Here is a 26417-nt window from a genome sequence, read left to right as displayed (position 1 = left end):
GGGGTTTTTTATCTGATGGGGCTTTATGAAATCCGTCCAGGATCACATCACCGAACTGCGCACCACGTTGCGCCATCATGAATACCTCTATCACGTCATGGATGCGCCGGAAGTCCCGGATGCTGAGTATGATCGCCTGATGCGCGAACTGCGTCAGCTGGAAGAGGATCACCCCGAGCTGGTTACCCCTGACTCGCCCACCCAGCGCGTCGGGGCGGCACCGCTGACGGTATTTGAGCAGGTACGTCATGAGGTACCGATGCTGTCGCTGGACAACGCCTTTGATGAAGCCACCTTTATGGCCTTCAACAAGCGCGTGCAGGACCGGCTGAAAAGCAGCGATGATCTGACCTACTGCTGTGAACTCAAGCTCGATGGCGCGGCGGTCAGCCTGATGTATGAAAATGGCCTGCTGGTCCGGGCCGCCACGCGCGGCGACGGCACCACCGGTGAGAACATCACCGCCAACGTCCGCACCATCCGCGCCATTCCACTGCGGCTGAAAGGGGACAACATCCCGGCCCGGCTGGAAGTACGTGGTGAAGTCTTCATGACGCAGCGTGGCTTCGAAAAGCTGAACGAGGAAGCGCGCCGAACCGACGGCAAAGTCTTTGCGAATCCGCGCAACGCGGCAGCAGGATCGCTGCGTCAGCTGGATCCGCGCATCACCGCCAGACGCCCGCTGACCTTCTTCTGCTACGGGTTTGGTCTGCTCGAAGGCGGCGAAATGCCGCACAGCCACATGGGGCGTCTGCAGCAATTTAAAGCCTGGGGCCTGCCGGTCAGCGATCGCATTAAGCTGGTGCATAACGCGGAAGAGGCTCTGGCGTTCTACCGCGATATTGAGCAGCAGCGGCCGACGCTGGGCTTCGACATTGACGGCGTGGTCATCAAGGTCGATTCGCAGGCGCTGCAGGAGCAGCTGGGCTTTGTGGCGCGCGCCCCGCGCTGGGCGATTGCCTTTAAGTTCCCGGCGCAAGAGCAGCTGACCTGGGTGCGGGATGTTGAATTCCAGGTCGGGCGCACAGGGGCGATTACGCCGGTTGCGCGTCTTGAACCGGTGCAGGTGGCGGGCGTGATCGTCAGCAATGCCACCCTGCACAATGCGGATGAGATAGAACGCCTGGGCTTACGCATCGGCGATCGGGTCGTGATTCGCCGCGCAGGGGATGTGATCCCGCAGGTGGTCAACGTCGTTACCGCCGAGCGCCCCGCAGAGACGCGTGAGGTGGTGTTCCCGGCGCATTGTCCGGTCTGCGGCTCCGAAGTAGAGCGGGTCGAGGGCGAATCGGTCACGCGCTGCACCGGCGGCCTGATCTGCGGCGCTCAGCGTAAAGAGGCGCTCAAGCACTTTGTGTCGCGCCGGGCGCTGGATGTGGACGGTATGGGCGACAAGATTATCGACCAGCTGGTCGAGAAAGAGTATGTCAGTACGCCAGCCGATCTGTTCCGGCTGACGGCGGGCAAGCTGACCGGGCTGGATCGCATGGGGCCGAAATCGGCACAGAACGTGGTCGACGCGCTGGAAAAAGCGAAATCAACCACTTTGGCGCGCTTCCTTTATGCGCTGGGGATACGCGAAGTCGGCGAAGCGACCGCGGCGAATCTGGCTAACCATTTTGGCGAGCTGCAGAAGGTTATGGATGCTGATCTTGATGCGCTGATTGCGGTGCAGGATGTCGGCAAAGTCGTCGCTACTCATGTGCGCAACTTCATGGAAGAGGAGAGCAACCGCGAAGTTATCCGCCAGCTGACAGAAGAGATCGGCGTGCACTGGCCGCAGGTGGTGGTGGTGAAGGCTGACGAGATCGACAGTCCGTTCGCCGGTAAAACCATTGTGCTGACCGGTTCCCTGTCACAGATGAATCGCGATGATGCCAAAGCACAGCTTATCGCGCGGGGGGCTAAAGTCAGTGGCAGCGTTTCGAAGAAAACCGATCTGCTGATCGCCGGTGAGGCGGCCGGGTCAAAGCTGGCGAAAGCGCAGGAGCTGGGCATTGAGGTGATTGATGAAGCCGAAATGATCCGTCTGCTGGGAGCCTGAGATGGATGAGCACCAGCTGGTGGCGATAGCCAACACGCCGATGCCGTTTGGCAAATACAAGGGGCGGATGCTGATCGACCTGCCGGAGCCTTATCTGCTCTGGTTCGCCCGCAGTGGCGATTTTCCATCCGGTCAGCTGGGCGATCTGATGCAGCTTACGCTGGTCATCAAAACAGAGGGTCTGGAGGGGTTAGTCAGACCGCTCCAGACCCGCAGCTAATCGTGCCCGCGCAGGCGGGCCCGGTTACTTCTGTGACTCCATTACGGAACCTTTCACCTGCAGCGCCTGCTGCTTCTCGTTGCTCTTCTTGTAGCGTCCGGCAATAAACGAACAGACCATCAGCTGCACCTGATGGAAGATCATCAGTGGCAGCACGATAATCCCCACCGTACTGGCCGGGAACAGGATGTTCGCCATCGGCACGCCATTCGCCAGACTCTTCTTCGAGCCACAAAACAGCACCACGATCTCATCGGCGCGTTTAAAGCGGAACAGGCGCGACGCCAGCAGATTGATAATCAGCACGGCGGCCAGCAGCAGAACAGAACCCGCCACGATCCACATCAGCGTCGTCAGACCCACGCGATGCCAGATGCCGTTCACCACCGCTTCGCTGAAGGCAGAGTAAACCACCAGCAGGATCGAGGTCTGGTCGGTTTTACCAATCAGGCTGCGGTGTTTCTCAATCCAGCCGCCAATCCAGCGACGTGAGAGGTGGCCCAGCACGAACGGGACCATCAGTTGCAGCATGATTTTGCCAATCTGCTCCAGACCGTCGCTCGGCGCGCTGCTGTGAATATCCATCACCAGATTGACCAGTAACGGCGAAATAAAGACGCCCAGCAGACTGGATGCCGAGGCGCTGCAGACAGCAGCCGCAACGTTGCCCCCGGCCATGGAGGTAAATGCAATGGCGGACTGCACTGTGGCAGGCAGGATACAGAGATAGATAAAGCCGGTATAAATTTCCGGGCCGACATCGACCGGATGCCACCAGACCAGCAGCAGGCCCAGCGCCGGGAAGAGCACAAAGGTGCTGAACATAATCCAGAGATGCAGCTGCCAGTGGCTGCTGCCGGCGATGATCTTTTCTCGCGACAGTTTGGCACCGTGCATAAAGAACAGCAGGGCTATCGCGGCCGTCGCAAGGTAGCTGAAGATATCGACATAGATCCCTTTTGCGGGCAAAAAGGAGGCCAGTAACACCGTGATGATGAGTTTCACCATCATCGGATCAAGCTTTAAAAATCCCATTGTTAAATTCCGGTAAATTTTCAATAGGGCGATTGTGCGTGAAACGTGTTTAGAAATAAAATTGATTTATTAAATTAATCTATGAGCGTAATCGATGAATTATACCCTTCGGCAGCTTCGCACCTTTATCGCCGTCGCACACTACGGGGGTTTCAGTCAGGCCGGACAGGCGATAGGTCTGAGCCAGTCGGCGGTCAGCCACAGCATCAAAGAGCTGGAGGCGGAAACCGGCGTCCGTTTGCTGGATCGCACCACCCGCGAAGTGATGCTGACCGAAGCGGGTAAACAGCTGGCGTCACGCATGGAGCGGCTGCTGGAGGAGATCCACACCACGCTGCTGGACATCCGCAGTTTTGGCGAGCAGCGCAGCGGCACGGTCAGAGTCGCAGCCAGTCAGACTATCTCCGCCCATCTGATGCCCCAGTGTCTGGCCGCCAGCCAGCACCATTTTCCCGATATCAAAGTGATCCTGCACGATCGTGCTCAGCATTGGGTGCTGCAGAGTGTGCGGAATGCGGAAGTGGATTTTGGCATTGTGATCGGGCCACTCAGCGACACCGACTTCGACAGCATCGCGATTCTGGATGAGCCTTTCCTGCTGTTATGCCGTGAAGACGATCCGCTGGCGCAGGTGGAAAGGGCGGAATGGCCGATGCTGGAGGGGCGGATGATGGTGTTGCAGGATTACGCCTCCGGCAGCCGGATACTGATTGACGCGGCAATGCAGCAGCAGAATGTCAGGGCCGAAGTGGTACAGGAGATCGGCCATCCCGCAACGCTCTTCCCGATGGTGGAAGTGGGGATTGGCATCAGTATTCTGCCCGCGCTGGCGTTGCCGTTGCCCGCCGATCGCGCATTAACGGTGCGGCGGATCTACCCGGAAATTAATCGCAGCCTGACCCTGATAAAACGGAAAAACCGCTCGCTGACGCCCGCAGCCGAAGCGATCTGGCAGGAGGTGCGCCAGCAGGCGGCGCTGCTGGCGCAACAACGCGCGGCCAGACCGGCGTTTTAGGGTCAGATATAAACGTTTACTTTATTGCTGTCGGTTGGCCGGTTAATGCCATCCGCCTTGTTCTCACTGACGGTCATCGGGTCACTTTTCGGCTGATCCTGCTCGGCCTGCTTCTGTTCCAGCTGTGCAATCTGAGCCTGAATCATGGTGATTTGTGACTGGTACATCTGCTGCATTTCGGCTTTCTGTTCGTCAGTCAGCTCGTGGTTGTCGGCCAGTTCTTTAACCTGGGTTAAAACGTTCTGAATCTGTTTATTCAGCGCAGAGATCTGCGAGGCAATACTGCCACCGCTGCTGTCACCGCCACTGACGGCACTGCTTAAAATTCCGGAAATTGAAGACATCATTTTCTCCCTGTAAGTCGTCACCTACGTTATCGGCACGCAGCGAAACGACTTGAATGAATAGGGTAGTAAAAGGACGTAAAGAGGAAAGCCCGTAAATGGCGGTTCAGCAGAAACGAAAAAAGCGCCTTAAAGGCGCTTTCTTCTGAATGGGTGGGTCGTGCAGGATAGCCATCAGCCCGATGGGTGAGGCTGTCGCCTCAGCCTGAATCGCAGGCGATTCAGTCGAACCTGCTGCAGGTTCTCATCCTGCACGATTATCACTGTGCGTCAGAAACGAAAAAAGCGCCTTAAAGGCGCTTTTTTCTGAATTGGTGGGTCGTGCAGGATTCGAACCTGCGACCAATTGATTAAAAGTCAACTGCTCTACCAACTGAGCTAACGACCCGAAGTGGTGGGTGATGACGGGCTCGAACCGCCGACCCCCTCCTTGTAAGGGAGATGCTCTACCAACTGAGCTAATCACCCACTTCGTACTTCAGTACTGCTTTAACAGATAAGATATGGTGGGTGATGACGGGCTCGAACCGCCGACCCCCTCCTTGTAAGGGAGATGCTCTACCAACTGAGCTAATCACCCATATCTTCATACCTGTTCACTGCGGGCACCCTGTTAAGAGTGGTGGGTGATGACGGGCTCGAACCGCCGACCCCCTCCTTGTAAGGGAGATGCTCTACCAACTGAGCTAATCACCCCCGCTGTGTGGAGTCGCATTATAGGGATAGTTGATTTTGAGTCAACGCTTTTTAAAACATAAATGTGCGTTCGGTTTATTTTTAAACATCCTGTCGCGCTTTTAGCCAATGTGCTGGTTTTTCTGGCAGAAAAGCGCCTTTTCACGGCGGCCAACTGGCGGGCACGCATTGAGGATTCACCATCAGATGCTAGAATGTGCCCACTGTTTTTCGCGTCTAACCTGTTTTTTGTCATCCAGACAGAGAACCTGCGCATCTAAGGCACTATTTAATGAAAATCAAAACACGCTTCGCGCCCAGCCCGACGGGCTATCTGCATGTCGGTGGCGCTCGTACCGCTCTTTACTCCTGGCTCTTTGCCCGTCACAACCAGGGCGAGTTCGTACTGCGCATCGAAGACACCGACCTGGAACGCTCCACGCCGGAAGCGATCGAAGCCATCATGGATGGCATGAACTGGCTGAGTCTCGACTGGAATGAAGGCCCTTACTACCAGACTAAACGTTTCGATCGCTACAACGCGGTCATTGATGAAATGCTGGAAGCCGGTACAGCCTATAAATGTTACTGCTCCAGAGAGCGTCTCGACGCGCTGCGTGAAGAGCAGATGGCGAATAATGAAAAGCCGCGTTATGACGGCCGCTGCCGTGACAGCCATGAACACCACGCCGACGATGAGCCGTGCGTCGTGCGCTTCCGCAATCCGCAGGAGGGGTCGGTGATCTTCGACGACCAGATCCGTGGCCCGATCGAGTTCAGCAACCAGGAGCTGGATGACCTGATTATCCGCCGCACCGATGGTTCGCCAACCTACAACTTCTGTGTGGTGGTGGATGACTGGGATATGGGGATCACCCATGTTATTCGCGGTGAAGACCATATCAACAACACGCCACGTCAGATCAACATCCTGAAAGCGATTGGTGCACAGGTTCCGGTTTATGCTCACGTTTCAATGATTCTGGGCGATGACGGCAAAAAACTCTCCAAACGTCATGGTGCGGTCGGGGTGATGCAGTATCGTGATGATGGCTATCTGCCAGAAGCCCTGCTCAACTACCTGGTGCGTCTTGGCTGGTCACATGGCGATCAGGAAATTTTCAGCGTAGCCGAAATGGCAGAGCTGTTCACCCTGGATGCCGTCAGCAAGTCCGCCAGTGCGTTCAACACCGAAAAACTGCAGTGGCTGAACCACCATTACATTAATGCGCTGCCGCCGGAATATGTGGCAACCCATCTGCAATGGCATATCGAGCAGCAGAATATCGATACCCGCACCGGCCCCGAGCTGGCGAAGCTGGTGAGTCTGCTGGGCGATCGCTGCAAAACGCTGAAAGAGATGGCGGCATCCTGTCGCTACTTCTATGAAGACTTTGCTGAGTTTGACGCCGATGCGGCGAAGAAACATCTTCGTCCGGTGGCGCGTCAGCCGCTGGAAGTGGTGCGTGACAAGCTGGCTGCCATCACGGAGTGGACAGCAGAAAACGTGCACCAGGCTATTCAGAGTACCGCAGATGAACTGGAAGTCGGGATGGGCAAAGTCGGCATGCCGCTGCGTGTCGCCGTGACCGGTGCCGGTCAGTCACCCGCTCTGGATGTCACCGTCGAGGCGATTGGTCGCAGCCGTAGCGTGGCCCGTATCGAGCAGGCGCTGGCCTTTATCAGTGAGCGTGAAGCGCAGGCTTAATCTATACAGCCGGAAGCATCACGCTTCCGGTTTCTTTATGCTTCCTCACCAATACCCAGTCGCTGCAACACGCCTTTAATCCCTTCACGTAAGATTAATGCGGTGAACTGATCCTGCTCATCCTGACTCATTTGCTGGACAGAACTTATCAATAACGCAGGTAACGAATTGGTGACCGCGCCATAGGTTGCTGCGGGTTCATTGAGATTGCGGGTTGACTGAATAAAACTTTTTACACGTTCGTCAATATGGATAAGACGTGCCTTACCGCCCTGTACGCCGGGCTTTGGCGTGGTTGTCCAGTTTTCCCGCTTGATCCATTTATTTACCGTTTGCCGACTGTAACCCGTTTCTGCAGCCAGCTCTTCGGGAGTAAGCCATTCCTTTTTCACGATGCTGTCCCTGTTCAATACATTAGCGGTACATATTACAGCAAAACGTAACGGGAGAAAGTAACTGAAGCTGAAATTGCCTTTTGTCACCGGACAAAAGGCAAAACAGAATTACTGCGGATTGCTGACAGGTTCAGCGGCAGGACGGAAGGCCAGGAAGTAGGCCAGACCGACGAAGACGGCACCACCCACAGCATTACCCAGGAAGACGGCAACAAAGTTTGGCAGGTATTCTGCCCAGCTCATCTGACCGGCAAAAATGGCGGCAGGGATGATAAACATGTTGGCAACAACGTGCTGGAAGCCGATCGCGACAAACGCCATAACCGGGAACCACATACCGAAGATCTTGCCGACCATATCTTTACTGGCAAACGCCAGCCACACCGCCAGACAAACCAGCCAGTTACAGCCGATACCGGAAATAAAGGCGTGCAGGAAATCGGCATGGACTTTGGCAGAAGCGATTGCCACGGTTTTCTTCAGGTAGTCACCTTCAGTCATGCCCAGCATGTGTCCAAAGAACCACGCCACGGCCACGCTGCCGATAAAGTTAGCCAGGGTAACCCAGAACCAGTTGCGCGCCACGCTCGTAAAACGGATGCGGCGGGCGAACCAGGCGACTGGTAAGGTCATCATATTGCCGGTCAGCAGTTCACCGCCAGCCAGCACGGTCATGATGATCCCGACCGGGAACACGGCCGCGCCTAACAGGCCGCCAAAGGAGCCCCATTCGGCAGGCAGGGAGTTAATCACATGCAGATCCAGCAGGAAGCCGGTCGCAATAAATGCGCCCGCCATAAAGCCAAGGATCAGGAGGGTGCTGACAGGCGAACGGCTTTTAGCCACGCCTGACTGGATCGCCAGTTGGGCGATTTCTTTGGGTGTATGCAGCGACATAGTATCTCAGTAATTTTTTATGATTAAGGGGACGTTAACGCCTGGTGGACGCGGGGTGCGCGGGAAAGGGTCCCGGCTGCCATTCAATTAGCGGGCTAAGTTTTGCATGTGAAAAAGCCGAAGACAAGAAAATTCCTATAACATATTTAACCGGGAATTAACCTGAGGAGAGTCTTAATAACAGTTCAGAGGCGCTATCTGTTGAGCTGGCACGATTTTCCCCTGCGGCATGCTACTGAAATCTGGCAGGTTGCCGCCTTTTTCAGCGATCAGACACAGAATGTCATTTTGCCGTTGACACCCAGAGGGCGGTTTCATATTATGCCGTCCGTCGCTTAACGCGATAGTTTTTCGGTTCGGGGCTATAGCTCAGCTGGGAGAGCGCCTGCATGGCATGCAGGAGGTCAGCGGTTCGATCCCGCTTAGCTCCACCAAACTTCTTCCCAAAAGTTTGGCACTGAAAAACGATTCCAGATGTGGGGGTATAGCTCAGCTGGGAGAGCGCTTGCATGGCATGCAAGAGGTCAGCGGTTCGATCCCGCTTATCTCCACCATTTTCTGACACGTTGCTGTCAACTTTCTGCTTATCAATCATCACGTCGTCGTTTCGCACGGATCTGAATCGCTGTTGCGTATTCTGCTGCAATCCAGTTGTCGTCTTAAATCGCTTTACTGTCGCGTCTGGCAGGGCTTTGTGCTGTCTGTGGCAGGGCGCTAAGACGTGGTCATGGCGTGCAAGCGAGAGAGGACAGAAGGGGATTCAGGCGGGCAGAGAAGAGAACGGAAGAGAAGGGCGAGACCGGCTCGCCCTTTTATCGCTGGAAGCGTGCTTAGAAGGCCAGAACCAGACCGGCGATAGCGGCAGAGAGCACGCTGACCAGGGTTGAGCCGTAGAGCAGTTTCAGACCAAAGCGGGAGACCACGTTGCCCTGTTCTTCGTTCAGGCCTTTGATCGCACCGGCCACAATCCCGATAGACGAGAAGTTAGCGAACGACACCAGGAACACGGACAGAATCCCTTCTGAGGTCGGCGACAACTGACCGGCGATTTTCTGCAGATCCATCATGGCCACAAACTCATTCGAGACCAGCTTGGTCGCCATAATACTGCCGACCTGCAACGCTTCGCCAGACGGCACGCCCATCATCCAGGCAAACGGATAGAAGACAAAGCCGAGCACGCCCTGGAAGCTGATGCCGAAGATCAGGTCAAACAGCGCATTCAGACCGGAGATCAGCGCGATAAAACCGATCAGCATCGCAGCTACGATAATCGCAACGCGGAAACCGGCCAGGATATATTCACCCAGCATCTCAAAGAAGCTCTGACCTTTGTGCAGATCCTGCAGTTGCAGATCTTCTTCGTTCTCGACGCGGTAAGGGTTGATCAGCGACAGCACGATAAAGGTACTGAACATGTTGAGTACCAGCGCGGCGACCACATACTTCGGCTGCAGCATGGTCATGTAGGCACCGACGATAGACATCGAAACGGTCGACATCGCGGTTGCGGCCATGGTGTACATGCGGCGCTGTGACATCTTGCCCAGGATATCTTTATAGGCGATGAAGTTTTCTGACTGTCCCAGTATCAGCGAACTCACGGCGTTGAAAGATTCCAGTTTTCCCATGCCATTCACTTTCGACAGCACCGTACCGATAGCGCGGATAACCCACGGCAGGATACGGAAATGCTGCAGAATACCGATCAGGGCAGAGATAAAGACGATAGGGCAGAGTACGTTCAGGAAGAAGAAGGCCAGACCTTTGTCGCTCATGTTACCGAAGACAAAGTTGGTTCCCTGTGCAGCATACTTCAGCAGGTGGTCAAAGAAGCCGGCGAAGCCTTTGACAAAGCCCAGTCCCGCTTCGGAGGTCAGGAAGAACCAGGCGAGCACAATCTCAATCACCAGAAGCTGTATAATGTAGCGAACGCGAATAGATTTACGATCGTGACTGACCAGCAGGGAGAGTATCCCGACCACCACCAGTGCGAGAAGAAACTGCAAAATATGGGACATGATTGCTCCAAATTTGAGGAGGATTGTATTTTGCTGCGTATTCTATGTAACGCGTTACTTAAAAACGAGATCTGAACCACAATATAAGTATTCGCTATCGCTATATTTTCCAGAAAAGTTCCAGAGATCACGTCCTGTTTACAAATCATTCACCTCAAATATCCACATAATGATTGTCTATATTTTACTCCGGGCGTAGAGTGACATCATTGCTCACATTTTTAGCAATCACGTCCTTTACTGTAAGATATAGCAATGGCTATACTTTATAGCAGCATCTATTACACCGATAACAATAAACAAATTTCACTTGCATAGGCTAACCCCTAAGCTGCCGGGGCAGGCTAATCGTCGACAGGGTACCGGATATGTTTGAGAGTCGTACCGCCGAGCGTGCCGCTCGCGGAGTCAGAAAAGTCAAACTCGCACTGCTGGGGCCCGCCTTTATTGCCGCTATCGGCTATATCGATCCGGGTAACTTTGCCACTAACATTCAGGCGGGCGCAGCCTATGGCTATAAGCTGCTGTGGGTGGTGGTGTGGGCCAACGTTATGGCCATGCTTATTCAGCTGATGTCCGCCAAGCTGGGTATCGCCACCGGCAAAAATCTCGCCGAACATATCCGTGACCGCTTTCCCCGTCCTGCCGTCTGGTTCTACTGGGTGCAGGCGGAGATCATTGCGATGGCGACAGACCTGGCGGAATTTATCGGGGCGGCCCTGGGGTTCAAACTGCTGCTCGGCATTTCATTGATGCAGGGCGCGGTGCTGACGGGGATCGCCACCTTTCTGATACTGATGCTGCAGAGCCGTGGACAGAAACCGCTGGAGCTGGTGATTGGCGGGCTGCTGCTGTTTGTAGCGGCAGCCTATATTGTCGAACTCTTCTTCTCTCAGCCCAATGTCCGGGAGCTGGTCGCGGGTATGGCCGTGCCCGCATTGCCAACGTCGGATGCCGTTCTGCTGGCGGCGGGCGTGCTCGGCGCCACCATTATGCCGCATGTGATCTATCTGCACTCTGCACTCACCCAGGGCAAGAGCGAGGACAGCAAAGCGCAGCGTTACTCTTCGACCAAACTGGATGTGGCTATTGCGATGACCATTGCCGGATTCGTCAATCTGGCGATGATGGCGACTGCTGCGGCGGCCTTTCACTTCAGTGGCCACAGTAAAATCGCTGAACTCGACCAGGCCTACCTGACGCTGCAACCGCTGCTGGGTCAGGCGGCGGCGACGGTATTCGGTCTCAGCCTGGTAGCCGCAGGCTTATCTTCAACGGTAGTGGGCACCCTGGCGGGACAGGTAGTGATGCAGGGCTTTATCCGCTTTCATATTCCGCTCTGGGTGCGGCGTACTATAACCATGCTGCCCTCTTTTATTGTGATATGGGCTGGCTGGGACCCGACCCGGGTGCTGGTCATGAGTCAGGTGCTCCTGAGCTTCGGTATTGCGCTGGCGTTGATTCCGCTGCTCGCCTTTACCGGCAATCGCGAGTTGATGGGGGAGGATATGGTTAACTCCCGTCTGATGCAGAACACCGGACGGCTGATCGTCGTGCTGGTGATCGCGCTGAATCTCTATCTGCTGGTGGGAGAGGCGCTGGGGCTGTAAGGGCTTCGCAAAAGAAAAAACGCCCGGGTTTGCCGGGCGTTTTTTTAGTGGCGATCGTGACCGTGCGGGCCGGGACCACCGGGGCCATGAGGCCCAAAGCCGTGCGGGCCAGGGCCGCGATAGTCATGACGATCCCAGTCGCGATCGCGGCGATGCTGATGTTCCCAGCGGCGTTCACGGTCGCGCTCATGCCAGCGGCGCTCACGCTCCCACTGCTGGCGACGACGCCACTCCTCATGACGCCACCAGCGCCGTTCGTTGTAGGTATAGCGGTCATTCCACCAGCGTGGTTCACGCCAGCGTCCCCCATCCCAGTAATATCCCCGGCGATCGCGATCGCCAAGATTCAGGGTGACGCCAGGAGCCAGAGTAATAGAGGCGCTGGAGGCCTGGGCTGTGTGGTGTGCCAGCGGCGACAAGGTAGCCAGCAGGGCAGCAAAAATAAGCGCTTTTTTCATTTTATTCTCCTCATCAACAGTCTGATGCTGTTGCGGCGCAGTCAGCCTGCGTAGTGCTGTTGTTACCACATTATTGTGTCGGAAAATTGTGAGGAAATTGGGGAGAAGCGGGGGTTTGAGACTATTCTGGCGCAGAAATCGCCCGGCCTGCACCGGGCGGTAAAACTGTTACAGCAGGGCCGCGTCAATCGCCGCTAATTCGCTGTCACTAAACTGACGGCGTGCCAGCATCGCCACCGCGTCATCGATCTGCGCTGTTTTACTGGCACCAATCAGCACCGAGGTAACACGTTCATCGCGCAGGACCCACGCCAGTGCCATCTGCGCCAGCTTCTGTCCGCGCTGCTGCGCTATCAGGTTCAGCTTACGGACCTTCTCCATCTTCTCTTCGGTCAGCTGACTCTCACTCAGGAATTTGCTGCCGCTCGCCGCGCGTGAATCATCCGGGATGCCCTGCAGATAGCGATCGGTGAGTACGCCACCGGCCAGCGGCGAGAAGGCGATACAGCCGACGCCTGCATCTCCCAGCGTCTGAAGCAATCCCTGCTCGGGCGTGCGTTCAAACATCGAATAGCGCGGCTGGTGAATCAGGCAAGGCGTGCCGAGATCGCACAGGATCGCGATCGCCTGCGCAGCCCGATCTGCCGGATAGTTAGAGAGGGCCACATACAATGCTTTTCCCTGGCGCACAACGTGGTCCAGCGCCCGCATCGTCTCTTCCAGCGGTGTGTCCGGGTCGGGACGATGATGATAAAAAATATCGACATACGACAGCCCCATGCGCTTCAGGCTCTGGTCCAGGCTGGCGACGAGATATTTGCGCGAACCCCAGTCCCCATACGGCCCCTCCCACATGGTATAGCCCGCTTTGGTTGAGATAATCAGCTCATCACGATGGGCACGAAAATCTTCGCGCAGGATCCGGCCAAAATTTTCTTCCGCAGAACCGGGTGGCGGGCCGTAGTTGTTGGCTAAGTCAAAGTGCGTGATGCCCTGGTCAAACGCGTGACGCAGCAGGGCACGGCTGTTATCGACCCGGGTCGCGTCACCAAAGTTATGCCAGAGCCCCAGCGAAATAGCGGGCAGTTTAATACCACTGCGACCGCTGCGACGATATTCCATCTGTTGATAGCGATCGGGATGAGGAAAAGAGGACATTCAACGCTCCAGGTTAAAAAACGGGAATTTGTGCCAGAACGCTATCAGTGTATACGGTTACACTCAGTGACAGCGCGCTGCAGATCGCGCTTTTACAGAATATTCCGCCAGCGTAACGCCGGCTTTCCAGGCATTGTGGCTGGCGAAAAGCGTTCTACACCTCGCTAATTTAATCGTCTGTCAGATACTTAACCCAACTCTTCCCTGAAAGGAATGCACAATGTCCACGTTCACTGTTGGAGATTACCTGCTGACCCGTCTGCAGGAGATTGGTATCAGGCATCTGTTTGGCGTGCCGGGCGACTACAACCTGCAATTTCTCGATCGGGTTATCGCGCATCCGCTCATCAGCTGGGTGGGCTGTGCCAACGAGCTGAATGCCGCTTACGCGGCAGACGGCTATGCCCGCTGCAAGGGCGCAGGCGCGCTGCTGACCACCTTCGGCGTCGGTGAGCTCAGTGCGATTAACGGCATCGCAGGCAGTTATGCGGAGTATCTGCCGGTGATCCATATTGTCGGCGCACCGGCGACCCAGGCGCAGCGTCAGGGTGACTGTGTGCATCATTCGCTGGGGGATGGCGATTTTCAGCACTTCATTCGCATGGCCGGAGAGGTGAGTGCGGCTACGGCACTGCTTACCGCCGATAACGCGACGGCCGAAATTGATCGGGTGATTGCCAGTGCGCTGCAGGCCCGCCGCCCCGGCTATCTTTCAATCGCTGTTGACGTCGCGGCCCATGAAGTCGCTCCGCCGACGCAGCCGCTGCAGATCGTGCAGCCCGCATCGGCGGCGGTTCGTCATGCGTTCCGCGAGGCGGCGCAACGCCTGCTGGCACCCGCAGAGCGGGTTTCCCTGCTGGCTGACTTTCTGGCGCTGCGCTGGCAGCAGCAGTCTGCGCTGGCCGCGCTGCGCAGAGAGCGTGCCATTCCCTGTGCCTCGCTGCTGATGGGTAAAGGAGTAGTGGATGAGCAGCAGCCCGGTTTCGTCGGCACCTATGCCGGTGCGGCGAGCGCGGGTCAGGTTCGTGAGCAGATAGAGCAGGTGGATGTGGCCATCTGCGTTGGGGTGCGCTTTACCGATACTCTGACCGCAGGCTTCACGCAGCAGTTTGACGCGGCACGACTGATCGATCTGCAGCCGTTCAGCGCCACGGTGGCGGGTGAAGATTTTGCGCCGCTGTCGATGGCGGACGCGCTCGCTGAACTGCAGCCGCTGTTCAGGCGCTATGGCGCGCAGTGGCAGCTCGCCGCCGCGCTGCCTGAAACGTCGTCAGCTGAACCGGCGGCCGCGATCAGTCAGCACGCCTTCTGGCAGGCGATGCAGCGCTTCCTGCAGCCGGGCGATCTGATCGTGGCCGATCAGGGTACCGCCGCCTTTGGCGCGGCGGCGCTGAGGCTGCCTTCGCAGGCGCAGCTGCTGGTCCAGCCATTGTGGGGCTCAATCGGCTATACTCTTCCGGCAGCGTTTGGCGCACAGACCGCCCATCCCGATCGCCGGGTGATCCTGATTATCGGCGACGGTTCGGCGCAGCTGACCATTCAGGAGCTGGGTTCAATGCTGCGCGATCGGCAGCCGCTGATACTCTTTTTACTGAACAATGAAGGGTATACTGTCGAACGCGCGATTCATGGCGCCACGCAGCGCTACAATGATATCGCGCAGTGGAACTGGACAGCCCTGCCGCACGCCTTCAGCCTGCAGGAGCAGGCGCAGAGCTGGCGCATCAGTGAAACGGTGCAGCTGGATCAGGTAATGGCGCGGCTGGCTGAACCTCAGACGCTGTCGCTGATTGAAGTGATCATGCAGAAAGAGGATCTGCCGCCACTGCTTCGAAAAGTCACCGCCTGCCTGAATCAACGCAACGGCGGCTAAGATTCAGATAGTTGCCGCTGTGCAGGGTGGCCTATCGCGGTTAGGCTGTAGCGCACCTGAGTAAGACGCTCACCAATCGCACCGGTGAGCGTTGTTGTTTTATGGGCAGAAATTTATAGTGTCCTCCAACTCTTAAGACCCCAAGCGGAGCAACAGAAGAATGACAACTTATGCCTTGGTCGGCGATGTCGGCGGTACTAACGCACGCCTCGCCCTTTGTGAGGTGGACAGCGGCAGCATCACCCAGGCCAAAACATTCTCAACATCAGAATACGACAGCCTCGAAGCCGTCATCCGCCACTACCTTGATGAACAACAGCAGGATGTTAAAGATGGCTGTATTGCCATTGCCTGCCCGATTACCGATGACTGGGTTGAAATGACCAACCACGACTGGGCGTTTTCCACGCGCAAGCTCAAAGAGAACATCGGTTTTGAACACCTGGAAATCATTAACGACTTCACCGCGGTATCTATGGCGATCCCGATGCTGACTGCCGATAACGTGATTCAGTTTGGCGGCACCGAGCCGGTTAAGGATAAACCTATTGCGATTTATGGTGCCGGAACCGGACTGGGCGTCAGCCATCTGGTGCACGTCGACAAGCGCTGGGTGAGTCTGCCGGGCGAGGGCGGTCATGTCGATCTCGCGGCCAACAGTGAGGAAGAAGATCAGATTCTGGAAGTGCTGCGCGAAGAGCTGGGCCATGTTTCAGCCGAACGTGTGCTGTCAGGCGCGGGTCTGGTTAACCTCTACCGGGCGATTGTGAAGGTCGATAATCGCGTGCCGGAAAACCTGAAGCCGAAAGATGTGAGCCAGCGTGCGCTGGATGACAGCTGCATCGACTGCCGTCGTGCCCTGTCAATGTTCTGTGTCATCATGGGGCGTTTCGGCGGTAATCTGGCGCTGAATCTCGGCACCTTTGGCGGCGTCTATATCGCGGGCGGCATTGTGCCTCGCTTCCTGGAGTTCTTTAAGGCTTCCGGCTTCCGTGCTGCTTTCGAAGATAAAGGACGCTTCCGTGACTATGTGGCCAGCATCCCGGTCTATATGATCACGCACGATCAGCCAGGCCTGCTGGGCGCGGGCGCGCATCTGCGTCAGACGCTGGGTCGCATTCTCTGATTCTGCTTTATCCCGCCTGAATTTCCGGTCCGCCCTGTCTGGCGACGCCGGATCGGAAATTCCGCCACCCTTATTATTCTCTCTCCTGCCTGACCAGGTCTACAGACGCATCAGCTGTCGGAACTGCTTCACCTTACTGCGGCTGACGGGCACCTGAAACTCCAGATCGCGCAGCTTCAGCAGATAGGTATTATTAAACCAGGGTTCGATTTCGCGAATCTTGCTGAGGCTGACGCAGAAGGAGCGGTGGCAGCGGAAAAACTGCTGTTCCGGCAGGCGTGAGCAGAACTCGGTGATGTTCATCGACATCACGTAAGATTCGCGCCGGGTATAGACAAACGTCAGCTTTTCATGCGCTTCCACGTAGTAGATATCATTCACGTCAGTAACGATAATCCGCTCATCCTTAATCAGGTTCACCGTCTGCGGCGCGGAGGCGGCGTGAAGCGGATTGACCGCCTGCTGCGCCTGAGCCGTGGCCTCCAGTTTGTTCAGCATGGTGACGATCCGCGACTCCTGATAGGGTTTGAGTATGTAATCAAACGCCTCCAGCTCAAACGCCTCCACGGCATGCTCTTTCCACGCGGTGATAAAGACAATCAGCGGCTTATGCGCAAACTGATGGATATTCTTCGCCAGCAGCATCCCATCCAGTGAGGGGATGTTGATGTCGAGGAAAATCACATCAACCCGATGCTGCTGCAGATACTTCAGCACGTCGAGGCCGTCGTCGAAACAGGCCGCAATCTCAATGTTGCTGTGATGCTGGATCATCCAGCTCAGCTCCTGCTGGGCCAGAAATTCATCTTCCACAATAATGGCTTTCATAACAGATTCTCCGCCAGGCGCTGGCCGTTCTTGCTGAGCGTAAAGGCTATCTCTGTGCCTGGCTGATGACGCTCGATCTGTAATCCCTGGCCCGACAGCAGTTTAACCCGGTGATGAACGTTGAGCAGGCCGATTTTATTGCCGGGCATCTCGTTGCGCGCCACCCGCGCCATCACATCATCGCTGATGCCCTGGCCGGTATCCCGCACCGCGATCCGCACCCGATCGCCCAGATCCCTCACGCTCAGCGTCACCACGCCTTTACCCTTACAGGGCTGGATGCCGTGCACGATGGCGTTCTCCACCAGCGGCTGGATCAGCAGGCTCGGCAGAAGAAAGTGCAGATCGTCATCAACGTCATAGATCATCGTCAGCTTGTCGCCAAACCGTGCCTGCTCAATAGCGATGTAATCTTTGACCTGCCAGAGCTCCTTGCGGATGTCGATCAGCTCGTCGTCATTCAGCTCCAGGTTGTAACGCAGATAGCGCGACAGGTTAATGACCAGCTGGCGGGCAGTATCAGGATTGAGGCGGATAGAGGAGGAGATCGCATTCAGCGCGTTGAACAAAAAATGGGGATTTATTTTGCTTTGCAGCGCGCGCAGTTCCGCTTTATTGGCCATCTCGCGCAGCTGCTCCGCGCGGGAGACCTCAAGCTGAGTGGAGATGATTTGCGACAAGCCGATCGCCATCTCCTTCAGCGAACCGGTGATCCGGTGAGCGCGGCGATAGTAGATTTTCAGCGTGCCGGTCACCTTGCCTTTCTCCCAGAGCGGGATCACGATCATCGAATGGATATCTTTGGTGCGGTGCGCTTCATCGTTGTTTTTGATAATAATCTTACCGCTGGCGATCGACTGTGCCGTGGTGGGGCTGATGCCATCATCCCCGTGCTGATAGTTGTGTTCACCGTAGCCGACATAGGCCAGAATCTGCTTTTTATCGGTCATTGCGACGGCATCAGCCTTAATCTCCCGCCGGATAATGTCACAGACGTTGCGCAGCGAGTCGCTGTTGACCTGCCGGAACAGCGGCAGGGTTTTGTTGGCGATCTCCAGGGCCAGCTTGGCCTGACGGGCAGCGATCGCCTCTTTTTCACCCTCCACGCTCTGCACCAGCAGCACGATAATCCCGATGCTGGAGGCGCCGAGGATCATCGGCAGGGCGATCTCCGATACGATCGCCAGCCCGAGTGAGGTGGGGCGCGCCCACAGCACGATCAGCACCATCGTCAGGGCTTCGCACAGCATGCCGCCGAGGATTCCGGCGCGCCAGCGATGCTCTTTTAACACCCGGCGGTTGATGCCGCCCGCAACGATCCCGGCAATGACGCTGGTAATCAGGCAGGGCACGGAGGTCACGCCGTGAATGTCGATCAGGAAACGGTGCACGCCGGCAATCATGCCGGTTGCGATGCCGACCCAGGGACCAAACAGGATGCCGCCAGCCATCACGGCGATCACCCGCACATTCAGCAGCGAGCCATCGACATTCACACCCGACCAGGTACTGAACAGCGCAAACAGAGAAAAGATAACGGTAACCGCGATTTTCTCCGCGCGGGTATGTTCATCCTTCTGCAGCAGCTGGCGAAACGAACGGGTACGCGTCAGAAAAAACAGGCAGATCAGCATCAGGGCGGCGCGATCAAACACTGCCAGTAACATCGTAAAGTGGGAGGACACGGGCGCCTCGTCGGCAATGGAAAGTCTCTCTATGATAAAAAATGTGATCGGGAACCGCTAGCGTCCTGACAACGCATGCCGTCAGAGGCTGTTCCAGATCAATTCTGGCACCATCCGGTTAAAAAGGGGAAAAGTTGAGTCAGCATAAGGGGAACTGTTTTTCCCCCTCCGGGACTGGTCGCTGCGATCGCGTTTTGCTATGTTGCGCGATAACGCATTTCAGCGACTGCTGGAAATCGCGTCCATCGGGAGCCGCACATGCAACTTGTTACCCCCAGACTCACCCTGAGTAAACTGCAGCCGGAAGACTGGCAACTGTTCCGCGCCGTACACGAAGATCGCGACACCATGACCTGGGTCAGCGACATTCCGGACGAAGCGGATATCCGTCAGCGTTTCACTGAGCGTCTGGCCCCCTGGCAGCCGGGCAGTTTTCATATGCTCTGTCTGGTGGCGCGGCGTCGCGACAACGGCGAGCCGATTGGCCTGTTTGGCTGCAGCCCGGAATGGGAGCCGCACCGCCAGGCGGAGATCGGCTACATGCTGCTGCATCGCTACTGCGGCCAGGGATATGGCAGTGAGGCGCTGGCCGCGCTCTGCCAGTTTCTGTTCGACGCCGATTTCCACAAACTCACCGCAATGGTCATCGAAGGAAACGGGGCCTCACGGCGTATTCTGGAGAAGAACGGCTTTCAGCTTGAGGGAGTACTACGGGATAATTATCTGCTGAACGGCTGCTGGGTGAACGATTGGCTGCTGGGACGACTGAATCCGCAACAATAAAAATATTTTCCCCCACGCTCGACAAAATGATCCTCAGCACGTTATGTTCGTAACGGGTCACCACCGTGACCCGCGTCGCTCGGACGGTCCGGGCGCTTACGTAATCCAGAGGTCATCATGGCTGATAACAGCACACCCCGTCGTTTCTCGCGTATTGAACGTTTACCCCCTTACGTTTTCAACATCACCGCTGAACTGAAGATGGCTGCGCGCCGGCGCGGCGAAGATATTATCGATTTTTCGATGGGCAACCCGGATGGGGCCACACCGCCGCACATCGTCGAAAAGTTATGTCAGGTGGCACAGCGTGACGATACCCACGGCTACTCCACTTCACGCGGCATTCCGCGTCTGCGTCGGGCGATATCGCGCTGGTACGCTGAACGTTATCAGGTGGAGATTGATCCCGAATCTGAGGCGATTGTCACCATCGGCTCCAAAGAGGGACTGGCGCACCTGATGCTGGCGACGCTGGATCACGGGGATACCGTGCTGGTGCCGAACCCCAGCTATCCGATTCATATCTACGGTGCGGTGATCGCCGGGGCGCAGGTGCGCTCGGTGCCGCTGGTGGCGGGCGTCGACTTCTTCAACGAGCTGGAACGCGCCATTCGCGAGAGCTACCCCAAGCCAAAAATGATGATCCTGGGCTTCCCCTCTAACCCAACGGCGCAGTGCGTGGAGCTGGACTTTTTCGAACGGGTTATCGCGCTGGCGAAACAGTACAACGTGCTGGTTGTTCACGATCTGGCCTACGCTGACATCGTCTACGATGGCTGGAAAGCGCCGTCGATCATGCAGGTGCCAGGCGCACGCGACGTTGCCGTCGAGTTCTTCACGCTGTCAAAAAGCTACAACATGGCAGGCTGGCGCATCGGTTTCATGGTCGGCAACAAAGAGCTGGTCGCCGCGCTGGCGCGGATCAAAAGTTATCACGACTACGGCACCTTCACACCGCTGCAGGTGGCAGCAATTGCGGCGCTGGAGGGGGATCAGCAGTGCGTGCGCGATATTGCAGAGCAGTATAAACGGCGGCGCGATGTGCTGGTGAAGGGCCTGCATGAGGCGGGCTGGATGGTGGAGAATCCGAAAGCATCCATGTACGTCTGGGCAAAAATTCCCGACCACTATGCGCAGCTGGGATCGCTGGAATTTGCCAAAAAGCTGCTGCAGGATGCGAAAGTCTGTGTCTCACCCGGCATCGGCTTTGGCGACTATGGCGATACACACGTACGTTTTGCGCTAATCGAAAACAGCGATCGCATTCGTCAGGCGGTACGGGGGATTAAGGCGATGTTTCGTGCCGACGGTGTCCTGCCAGGCAGTCTGAAAACAGAAGAGGCGGAGTAACGGCTAGCAGGGGCGACTCAGAGGTCGCCCCGTAGCGGCACTGTCGCGCCATTACTTCAGCAGCAGAACGAAGGTTCCGAACCAAAGTAACGCGAAAAATGATATTCCCATCAAGGCATATTTCACAAAGCAACTCCTCTGAGCGGTTACGATGATGGCGATCCCAGACCAGTGCAACGCGAACAGACAGGGAATCGAGGTCACCATTATTCTGTATGGCTTACTCTCTTCCGGGTTGATCTGAATAACTCAGAACAGGATCGAGCGCTAATTTACGCGGAATCCGGACCAAATGAAATAGGTCCGTTCTGAGATATTGCTCACAATTCTATTTCACGTCAATTTCGGGGATCGCCGACATGCCGACACGTAACTGGGCCAGATGCTGTTGGTCACTATCCAGCACAATTTTCACCGGCAGACGCTGAACGACTTTAGTGTAGTTGCCCGTGGCGTTATCGGGTGCGATGGCAGAAAAAGTTGCACCCGTCGCCGGGGCGATGCTGTCGACATGGCCGGTAAAGGTCAGACCCGGCAGGGCATCGATCCGCACGCTGACCGGCTGACCCGGACGCACATCGCGTAGCTGCGTCTCAAGATAGTTAGCCGTAATATAGGTCTGCTGCAGGGGCACCACCGCCAGCAGGCGGGTGCCGGCTGAAACATAGGCGCCGGTGCGCACCGCGCGCTGACCGACCATCCCATCCACCGGCGCGGTAATCCGGGTATAGGAGAGATTCAGCCTGGCCTGATCGACGCTGGCTTTCGCCGCCGCGACATCCGCCTCCGCTGAACGTACCGCAGCCTGGAGCACCCCCACCTGTTTCATGGCCGACGCCAGCGCCGCCTGACTCTGCTGTACGGCCGCCAGCGCGGAACGCTGGTTTGAGCTGGCTTTCTGCTGGTCGTCGGCAGCTACCGTGCCGCTCTTATAGAGACGGTTGTAGCGATCGGCGCTCTGCCCGGCATACTGCGCGGACGCCTGGCTCGCCGCCACGCTGGCTTTCTGCTGATCGATGACTGACTGCTGCTGTTCCAGCTGCGCCTGGCTGCTCAGCAGCTTTGCCTGACTCACCTGCAGATCGGCTTCGGCACTCTCCAGCGCCACCCGGTAATCGCGATCGTCGAGCGTGGCCAGCAGCTGGCCCGCCCTGACCGGCTGGTTATCCTGCACCTCAACGCGGCTGACATAACCCGATACCCTGGGTGCGACCAGGGTGTAGTCGGCGTTGACGTAAGCGTCATTGGTTCGATGATCGTTGCCGCTCATCAGTGACCAGACCACAAAGGCCACGGCCAGTAACACCAGCAGCATCAGGCTCAGCAGCAGGGTTCTTCTCATTTCGAAAGCACGCATATTTATTTATTCCGGAGGGGGTTTTGAATCAACGTCTGCGGCGGCCAGACCCGTTTAGGCAGGATGGCGGTCAGCATTAACAGGCAGGCGGCGAAGCCGATCAGCATCAGCCAGCTGTCGCTCAGGCCGAGCACCGTCGCCTGGTGTCTCACCAGGGTGGCAAAGCCGCTGAGATTTTCGCCGTTGCTGATGCTGCCATCCGGCAGCAGCGGCAGGCTTCGGCTGGCCTGACCGGCCACCGGCGCGGTCATCAGCCAGCTGCGATCGGCCGCCTGACTGAGCAGGACACTGGAGTGAAACTGCTCACGGTGTGAAAGAAAGACCTCAACCAGCGTGGAGGCGGCGATGCTGGAAAAACCGCGCACGGTATTAAACATCGCCGAGGCAAAGGGACCTTCGGGTGGCGCGACCACGCTGGTGGCGCTCATCAGTATCGGCAGAATAATCATCGGCTGTCCGAAAGCCTGCAAAATCTGTGGCAGCCAGAAATTCTGCCGCGCCCACTCACTGGTGATCTGCGAGCCGAGCAGGCAGGCGGTCACCAGCAGACCGACGCCCGCCGTCAGTACCCAGCGGCAGTCAATCCAGCGGATAGTGAGCAGGGCGGCAATCAGCGGTGCAATCAGCAACTGTGGCAGACCGACCGTCAGCGCCAGCGGAGCAAACTCAAGCGGACGGAAACCGCTGACCTGCGCAAAATAGACTGACGGCAGCGCGGAACCGGAAAGCCCGAGGATCAGTACGCAGGCCAGCCCCAGCAGGCCGTGCGCCAGATTGGGGCGGCGGAGCATCTGCAGTCTGAACAGCGGCAGTGGGTGATACCACTCATTGATCAGGAAGACCAGCAGCAGCGGCAGTGCGGTCAGCAGCATGCCAGCAATCAGTGGCGAATTGAGCCAGTCAAGGCGTTCGCCCTGCGTCAGCACCAGAACCAGCAGCGCCACACTGCTGCAGCCGGTGACCATGCCAAACAGATCGATCTGCTGAAAACGTTCCGGCCGCAGCGGATCCTGAGGTACGCCCCAGCCGATCAGCAGCATCGCAATCAGCATGCCGGGCACCACCTGCCAGAACACCATCATCCAGCTGACATGATCGGTCCATAACGACGCCAGCGAAGCTGCCATGTTGGGGCCGAACGTGGCAGTAAGGGCATAGCCCGCCAGACCAAACAGCTTAAACGGCGGCGGCAGAAAGCGCAGGGCGACGGTCATCAGCATCGGCGGTAAGGCACCGCCAAACAGCCCCTGCAGAACGCGCAGGCTGATAAACAGCGTGGGATCCGGCACCAGCGGCAGCAGCAAACCGGTCAGCATAAAGCCCGCCGAGACGCCGAGCGTAAAACGCCGCAGCGACAGGGTGACGGCAAACCAGGGCGCGATCATCATGGCGGCGACTTCGGCCGCCTGATAACCGGAAATAATCCAGCTACCCTGATCGTAACCGAGGCCAATAGCGGCACGGATATCGGCCAGGGCAATATCACTGACGCGATCGTTCAGCCCGGAGGTCAGTGCGGCGATAAGCACGCCAATCAGACCGAGTGCCAGTCGCAGTGTAAAAGGATGGGGGGCCGGCGCAGGCGCAGGCTGGGTAGTCATGGCAGGCGATCTCGTTATTATGATGCAGTGTACTGCAATGTGATACAGCGCGTAATATTACATCCCGGTATGCTGTATTGCAATGTGGTACAGGGTGTAAAACGTGCGCCATTCGCGCTACAGTAAGGCAGCTCAAACAGGACGACGCTATGGCACATCAACCCTCCAGCCGTGAGGATGAAAAATCGGGCGGTATTCAGGTCATTGCCCGTGCGGCAAAAATTCTTAATGCCCTCGGCGAACAGCCGGGCGGCATGAGTCTGGGTGAGATCGCCCAGGCGGTCGCGCTGCCCCGCTCAACGGTTCAGCGTATTGTCGCTGCGCTCGACAGCGCAGAACTGGTGCGCAGCACCGGTGCGGGCGGCCTGCGCCTGGGACCGGCGCTGTTAAAACTCATCTCCAGCGTTCATACCGATGTGGTTGATCTGGTCAGCCCGCTGCTGGAAAAACTCTCCTCTGACACCAACGAAACCGTCTCACTGGCACGCGCCAGCGGCAGCCAGCTGGCGATAATCCATCATGTGGTGGCGTCGCGTGAACTGCGGGTGGTGCCGCATATGGGCCTCAATCTGCCGCTCTACAGCACCTCCGGTGGCCGGGCATTACTGGCGCTGGAGTGCGAAAAAGATGTGCAGACGATCGTTGGCGACGCCTGGCAGGAGTTAACCGATATGACGGTAAAAACGCTGCCGCAGTTGCTGGAATTGATCAGGGAGGTGCGCGAAACCGGTATCGCCGTGGATCGCGGTGAAACGCTGGAAGGTATCTCGACTATGGCGTTTGCGCTGGATACGCTGTTTGGACGTTTTTCTGTCTCTTTGCTGGTGCCCTCTGCCCGTTTTCTGCGTCATGAAGCGCGTTTTCGTGACGAGATGCTGAAGTGCAAAGAGGCGCTGGTGCGTGAAATCGGCAAAGTCGCCGCGATTGAAGGATAAGCCCCTGATGAAAACTCTGCTGATGGCCATCGACCACTCTCCGATCGCCGAAAAAGTGGTCGCGTTAACGATTGAAGAAGCGCTGGCGCATCGCGCCGGGGTCGTAGTGCTCTGCTGTGTCGATCCTGCCTACTCCGCCTGCAATCAGCCGATGGAGATCGATGCGGGTGAAGATCCCACTGATTTTGTGGCGGCACAGGATGAGCAGAATACGGCTGAGATGGCGGTACGCCATGCCCTTGCACCGCTGCTGCGCGCGGGTATCGATGCGCGTGGCATGATTCTGGCTGGCGAAGCGGCCGATACCATCGTCGCGCAGTCGCAACAGCTCAAGGCCAGTATGATTATCATGGGCCGACGCCATCTCTCCTCGTTCAACCGGCTGTTAAAAGGCTCAGTTAGCGCGTCGGTCATCGAACGCGCTCACTGTCCCGTGCTGATTGACGTGCGTAAGGATTAACTCCGCAGCATGAACTTACTGCCTGTTATGACGCTGGCGGCGTTTGCGCTGCTGGCACTGATCGTCATTGTGTTGATCAAAACTACCCGGCTGCGTCTCTGGCAGGGGCTGCTCATCTTCCTGCTGCCGCTGATCGTGGCGAATCTGCTCTGGTTCAGCTGGGTTGCGCCGCAACAGAGACAGGCCGCTCAGCGTGAGCAGGCGGTCAGCCAGCTGTCAGCGATGCCCGGCTTCCGGGTGCTGCAGACGCAGGAACCAACGCTCTGGCTGCTGCTGACTCAGGAGCTCACGCGACGTATCCGCGCCGGAGAACCGGCGGATAAGGCCACGGGCGAGCTGCGGGGCTGGCTGATTGAGGTGATCAATCAGCGGCTGATGCGCGGTACAGATGCCGCCGTTGTTGATTACATCAGCGTCTCGGTCGAAGAGATGCAGGCGCTGAACCAGATCGATCCGGGCCTTTGCTTCCGCTATCTCTATCCGCAGGTGAGCGGGGGCATTAATCTGCAGACCACGCTGTCACCGGCGCTGAACCGCAGAGAGGCGGAAGCGATGGAGCAGCTGCTGCTGAACAGCCCGCCGCCGGAGCAGCCACTGGATAAAACGCAGGCGCAGGCCGATCTGCAACAGATCACAGGCCAGCTTTATCAGAAGTGGGGCGACAGGCTGCAGCAGCTGAATATGCCTGCCGACACCGCCGTGGATCGCTCATCGCTGTGTGCCATGTCAATTGACCTCTACAGTGCGATTCTGGCATTACCTGACAAGCGCGCCGCAAACCTGTTACGTAGAATGATTGCCCTGACTGGCCAGTAACCGGCAGCGATAGCGGGCGAAAA

Annotated in this window: 24 protein-coding genes and 6 tRNA genes; 14 read left to right on the top strand and 16 right to left on the bottom strand. The window is 57.2% G+C overall.

Going from position 1 to position 26417, the window contains the following annotated elements; genetic code table 11:
* The first annotated feature begins 25 nt into the window (after positions 1-25).
* Together ligA and AB1748_RS14920 are read left to right on the top strand one after the other, a co-directional pair.
* The gene (gene ligA, locus AB1748_RS14925) at positions 26-2044 is read left to right on the top strand and encodes an NAD-dependent DNA ligase LigA (RefSeq protein ID WP_111142091.1); all 2019 of its coding nucleotides are present in this window, start codon (positions 26-28) and stop codon (positions 2042-2044) included.
* Between the two features lies 1 nt (position 2045).
* Positions 2046-2264 carry a DUF3820 family protein gene (locus AB1748_RS14920; RefSeq protein WP_128085986.1) on the top strand — a complete coding sequence of 73 codons (219 nt, stop codon included), beginning with the start codon at positions 2046-2048 and terminating at the stop codon, positions 2262-2264.
* 24 nt (positions 2265-2288) lie between these two features.
* Here the strand turns inward: AB1748_RS14920 and AB1748_RS14915 are convergent, their stop codons facing one another.
* Complete coding sequence (locus tag AB1748_RS14915) at positions 2289-3299, bottom strand: bile acid:sodium symporter family protein (protein WP_111142089.1); 1011 nt, start codon at positions 3297-3299, stop codon at positions 2289-2291.
* Positions 3300-3393: 94 nt separating this feature from the next.
* Here AB1748_RS14915 and AB1748_RS14910 point away from each other — a divergent pair, with 94 nt between their 5' ends.
* On the top strand, positions 3394-4314 hold the full coding sequence (locus AB1748_RS14910) for a LysR family transcriptional regulator (protein WP_293772837.1): 921 nt from the start codon (positions 3394-3396) through the stop codon (positions 4312-4314).
* 2 nt (positions 4315-4316) lie between these two features.
* Here AB1748_RS14910 and AB1748_RS14905 read toward each other — a convergent pair whose 3' ends face one another.
* From AB1748_RS14905 to AB1748_RS14885, 5 genes are all read right to left on the bottom strand, one after another.
* The gene (locus AB1748_RS14905) at positions 4317-4658 is read right to left on the bottom strand and encodes a FlxA-like family protein (protein ID WP_111142087.1); all 342 of its coding nucleotides are present in this window, start codon (positions 4656-4658) and stop codon (positions 4317-4319) included.
* A 312-nt stretch (positions 4659-4970) separates the two neighbouring features.
* Positions 4971-5046: transfer RNA gene (locus AB1748_RS14900), tRNA-Lys, on the bottom strand.
* A 4-nt stretch (positions 5047-5050) separates the two neighbouring features.
* Positions 5051-5126 (bottom strand) — tRNA-Val (locus AB1748_RS14895).
* A 36-nt stretch (positions 5127-5162) separates the two neighbouring features.
* Positions 5163-5238, bottom strand: a tRNA-Val gene (locus tag AB1748_RS14890).
* 40 nt (positions 5239-5278) lie between these two features.
* Positions 5279-5354, bottom strand: a tRNA-Val gene (locus AB1748_RS14885).
* Between the two features lie 271 nt (positions 5355-5625).
* On the opposite strand from AB1748_RS14885, the gene gltX reads away from it, so the two are divergent.
* Positions 5626-7041, top strand: a complete 1416-nt coding sequence (gene gltX, locus AB1748_RS14880; RefSeq protein ID WP_293772835.1) for a glutamate--tRNA ligase — start codon at positions 5626-5628, stop codon at positions 7039-7041.
* Between the two features lie 35 nt (positions 7042-7076).
* Here gltX and AB1748_RS14875 read toward each other — a convergent pair whose 3' ends face one another.
* Both AB1748_RS14875 and AB1748_RS14870 read right to left on the bottom strand, forming a co-directional pair.
* A complete protein-coding gene (locus AB1748_RS14875) occupies positions 7077-7433 on the bottom strand; it encodes a YfeC-like transcriptional regulator (protein ID WP_111141162.1) in 357 nt (118 codons plus the stop codon).
* Positions 7434-7544: 111 nt separating this feature from the next.
* A complete protein-coding gene (locus AB1748_RS14870) occupies positions 7545-8333 on the bottom strand; it encodes a formate/nitrite transporter family protein (RefSeq protein WP_111141163.1) in 789 nt (262 codons plus the stop codon).
* Positions 8334-8691: 358 nt separating this feature from the next.
* On the opposite strand from AB1748_RS14870, the gene AB1748_RS14865 reads away from it, so the two are divergent.
* Positions 8692-8767, top strand: a tRNA-Ala gene (locus tag AB1748_RS14865).
* 44 nt (positions 8768-8811) lie between these two features.
* Positions 8812-8887 (top strand) — tRNA-Ala (locus tag AB1748_RS14860).
* A gap of 276 nt (positions 8888-9163) precedes the next feature.
* On the opposite strand, the gene AB1748_RS14855 is transcribed toward AB1748_RS14860, so the two are convergent.
* Positions 9164-10354: a NupC/NupG family nucleoside CNT transporter gene (locus AB1748_RS14855; RefSeq protein WP_111141164.1), complete on the bottom strand. Its 1191-nt coding sequence runs from the start codon at positions 10352-10354 to the stop codon at positions 9164-9166.
* Between the two features lie 368 nt (positions 10355-10722).
* Between AB1748_RS14855 and AB1748_RS14850 the strand changes: the two genes are divergently transcribed.
* A complete protein-coding gene (locus AB1748_RS14850) occupies positions 10723-11964 on the top strand; it encodes an Nramp family divalent metal transporter (protein WP_293772832.1) in 1242 nt (413 codons plus the stop codon).
* Positions 11965-12008: 44 nt separating this feature from the next.
* Here the strand turns inward: AB1748_RS14850 and AB1748_RS14845 are convergent, their stop codons facing one another.
* Positions 12009-12422, bottom strand: a complete 414-nt coding sequence (locus AB1748_RS14845) for a DUF2502 domain-containing protein (RefSeq protein ID WP_111141166.1) — start codon at positions 12420-12422, stop codon at positions 12009-12011.
* Positions 12423-12590: 168 nt separating this feature from the next.
* Positions 12591-13580 (bottom strand): L-glyceraldehyde 3-phosphate reductase, encoded by a 990-nt coding sequence (gene mgrA / locus AB1748_RS14840; RefSeq protein ID WP_367395682.1) that lies wholly within the window; start codon positions 13578-13580, stop codon positions 12591-12593.
* A 220-nt stretch (positions 13581-13800) separates the two neighbouring features.
* On the opposite strand from mgrA, the gene ipdC reads away from it, so the two are divergent.
* Positions 13801-15453 (top strand): indolepyruvate decarboxylase, encoded by a 1653-nt coding sequence (ipdC, locus tag AB1748_RS14835; protein WP_293772827.1) that lies wholly within the window; start codon positions 13801-13803, stop codon positions 15451-15453.
* A gap of 160 nt (positions 15454-15613) precedes the next feature.
* Positions 15614-16579 (top strand): glucokinase, encoded by a 966-nt coding sequence (gene glk / locus AB1748_RS14830; RefSeq protein ID WP_111141169.1) that lies wholly within the window; start codon positions 15614-15616, stop codon positions 16577-16579.
* A 99-nt stretch (positions 16580-16678) separates the two neighbouring features.
* Here glk and AB1748_RS14825 read toward each other — a convergent pair whose 3' ends face one another.
* Positions 16679-17407, bottom strand: a complete 729-nt coding sequence (locus AB1748_RS14825; protein ID WP_111141170.1) for a LytTR family DNA-binding domain-containing protein — start codon at positions 17405-17407, stop codon at positions 16679-16681.
* A complete protein-coding gene (locus AB1748_RS14820; protein WP_111141171.1) occupies positions 17404-19074 on the bottom strand; it encodes a sensor histidine kinase in 1671 nt (556 codons plus the stop codon). The genes AB1748_RS14825 and AB1748_RS14820 overlap by 4 nt, the downstream gene beginning before the upstream one ends.
* Before the next feature lie 276 nt (positions 19075-19350).
* Here AB1748_RS14820 and AB1748_RS14815 point away from each other — a divergent pair, with 276 nt between their 5' ends.
* Both AB1748_RS14815 and alaC read left to right on the top strand, forming a co-directional pair.
* On the top strand, positions 19351-19875 hold the full coding sequence (locus AB1748_RS14815) for a GNAT family N-acetyltransferase (RefSeq protein WP_111141172.1): 525 nt from the start codon (positions 19351-19353) through the stop codon (positions 19873-19875).
* A gap of 117 nt (positions 19876-19992) precedes the next feature.
* Positions 19993-21225, top strand: a complete 1233-nt coding sequence (gene alaC, locus AB1748_RS14810) for an alanine transaminase (protein ID WP_111141173.1) — start codon at positions 19993-19995, stop codon at positions 21223-21225.
* Between the two features lie 51 nt (positions 21226-21276).
* Here alaC and ypdK read toward each other — a convergent pair whose 3' ends face one another.
* From ypdK to AB1748_RS14795, 3 genes are all read right to left on the bottom strand, one after another.
* Complete coding sequence (gene ypdK, locus AB1748_RS14805) at positions 21277-21351, bottom strand: membrane protein YpdK (RefSeq protein WP_099257831.1); 75 nt, start codon at positions 21349-21351, stop codon at positions 21277-21279.
* Between the two features lie 202 nt (positions 21352-21553).
* Positions 21554-22582: an HlyD family secretion protein gene (locus AB1748_RS14800; RefSeq protein ID WP_111141174.1), complete on the bottom strand. Its 1029-nt coding sequence runs from the start codon at positions 22580-22582 to the stop codon at positions 21554-21556.
* Between the two features lie 2 nt (positions 22583-22584).
* Complete coding sequence (locus tag AB1748_RS14795) at positions 22585-24183, bottom strand: MFS transporter (protein WP_111141175.1); 1599 nt, start codon at positions 24181-24183, stop codon at positions 22585-22587.
* Between the two features lie 149 nt (positions 24184-24332).
* Here AB1748_RS14795 and AB1748_RS14790 point away from each other — a divergent pair, with 149 nt between their 5' ends.
* From AB1748_RS14790 to AB1748_RS14780, 3 genes are read left to right on the top strand one after another with little or no spacing between them, the layout of a single operon-like run.
* A complete protein-coding gene (locus AB1748_RS14790) occupies positions 24333-25118 on the top strand; it encodes an IclR family transcriptional regulator (protein WP_111141176.1) in 786 nt (261 codons plus the stop codon).
* A gap of 7 nt (positions 25119-25125) precedes the next feature.
* Positions 25126-25578 (top strand): universal stress protein, encoded by a 453-nt coding sequence (locus AB1748_RS14785; protein WP_111141177.1) that lies wholly within the window; start codon positions 25126-25128, stop codon positions 25576-25578.
* Positions 25579-25587: 9 nt separating this feature from the next.
* Complete coding sequence (locus AB1748_RS14780; protein ID WP_367395681.1) at positions 25588-26394, top strand: hypothetical protein; 807 nt, start codon at positions 25588-25590, stop codon at positions 26392-26394.
* Positions 26395-26417 lie beyond the last annotated feature (23 nt).

The organism is Pantoea sp. Ep11b, assembly GCF_040783975.1.
Lineage (GTDB): Bacteria > Pseudomonadota > Gammaproteobacteria > Enterobacterales > Enterobacteriaceae > Pantoea.
This window is presented reverse-complemented; position numbering and strand designations above follow the sequence as displayed.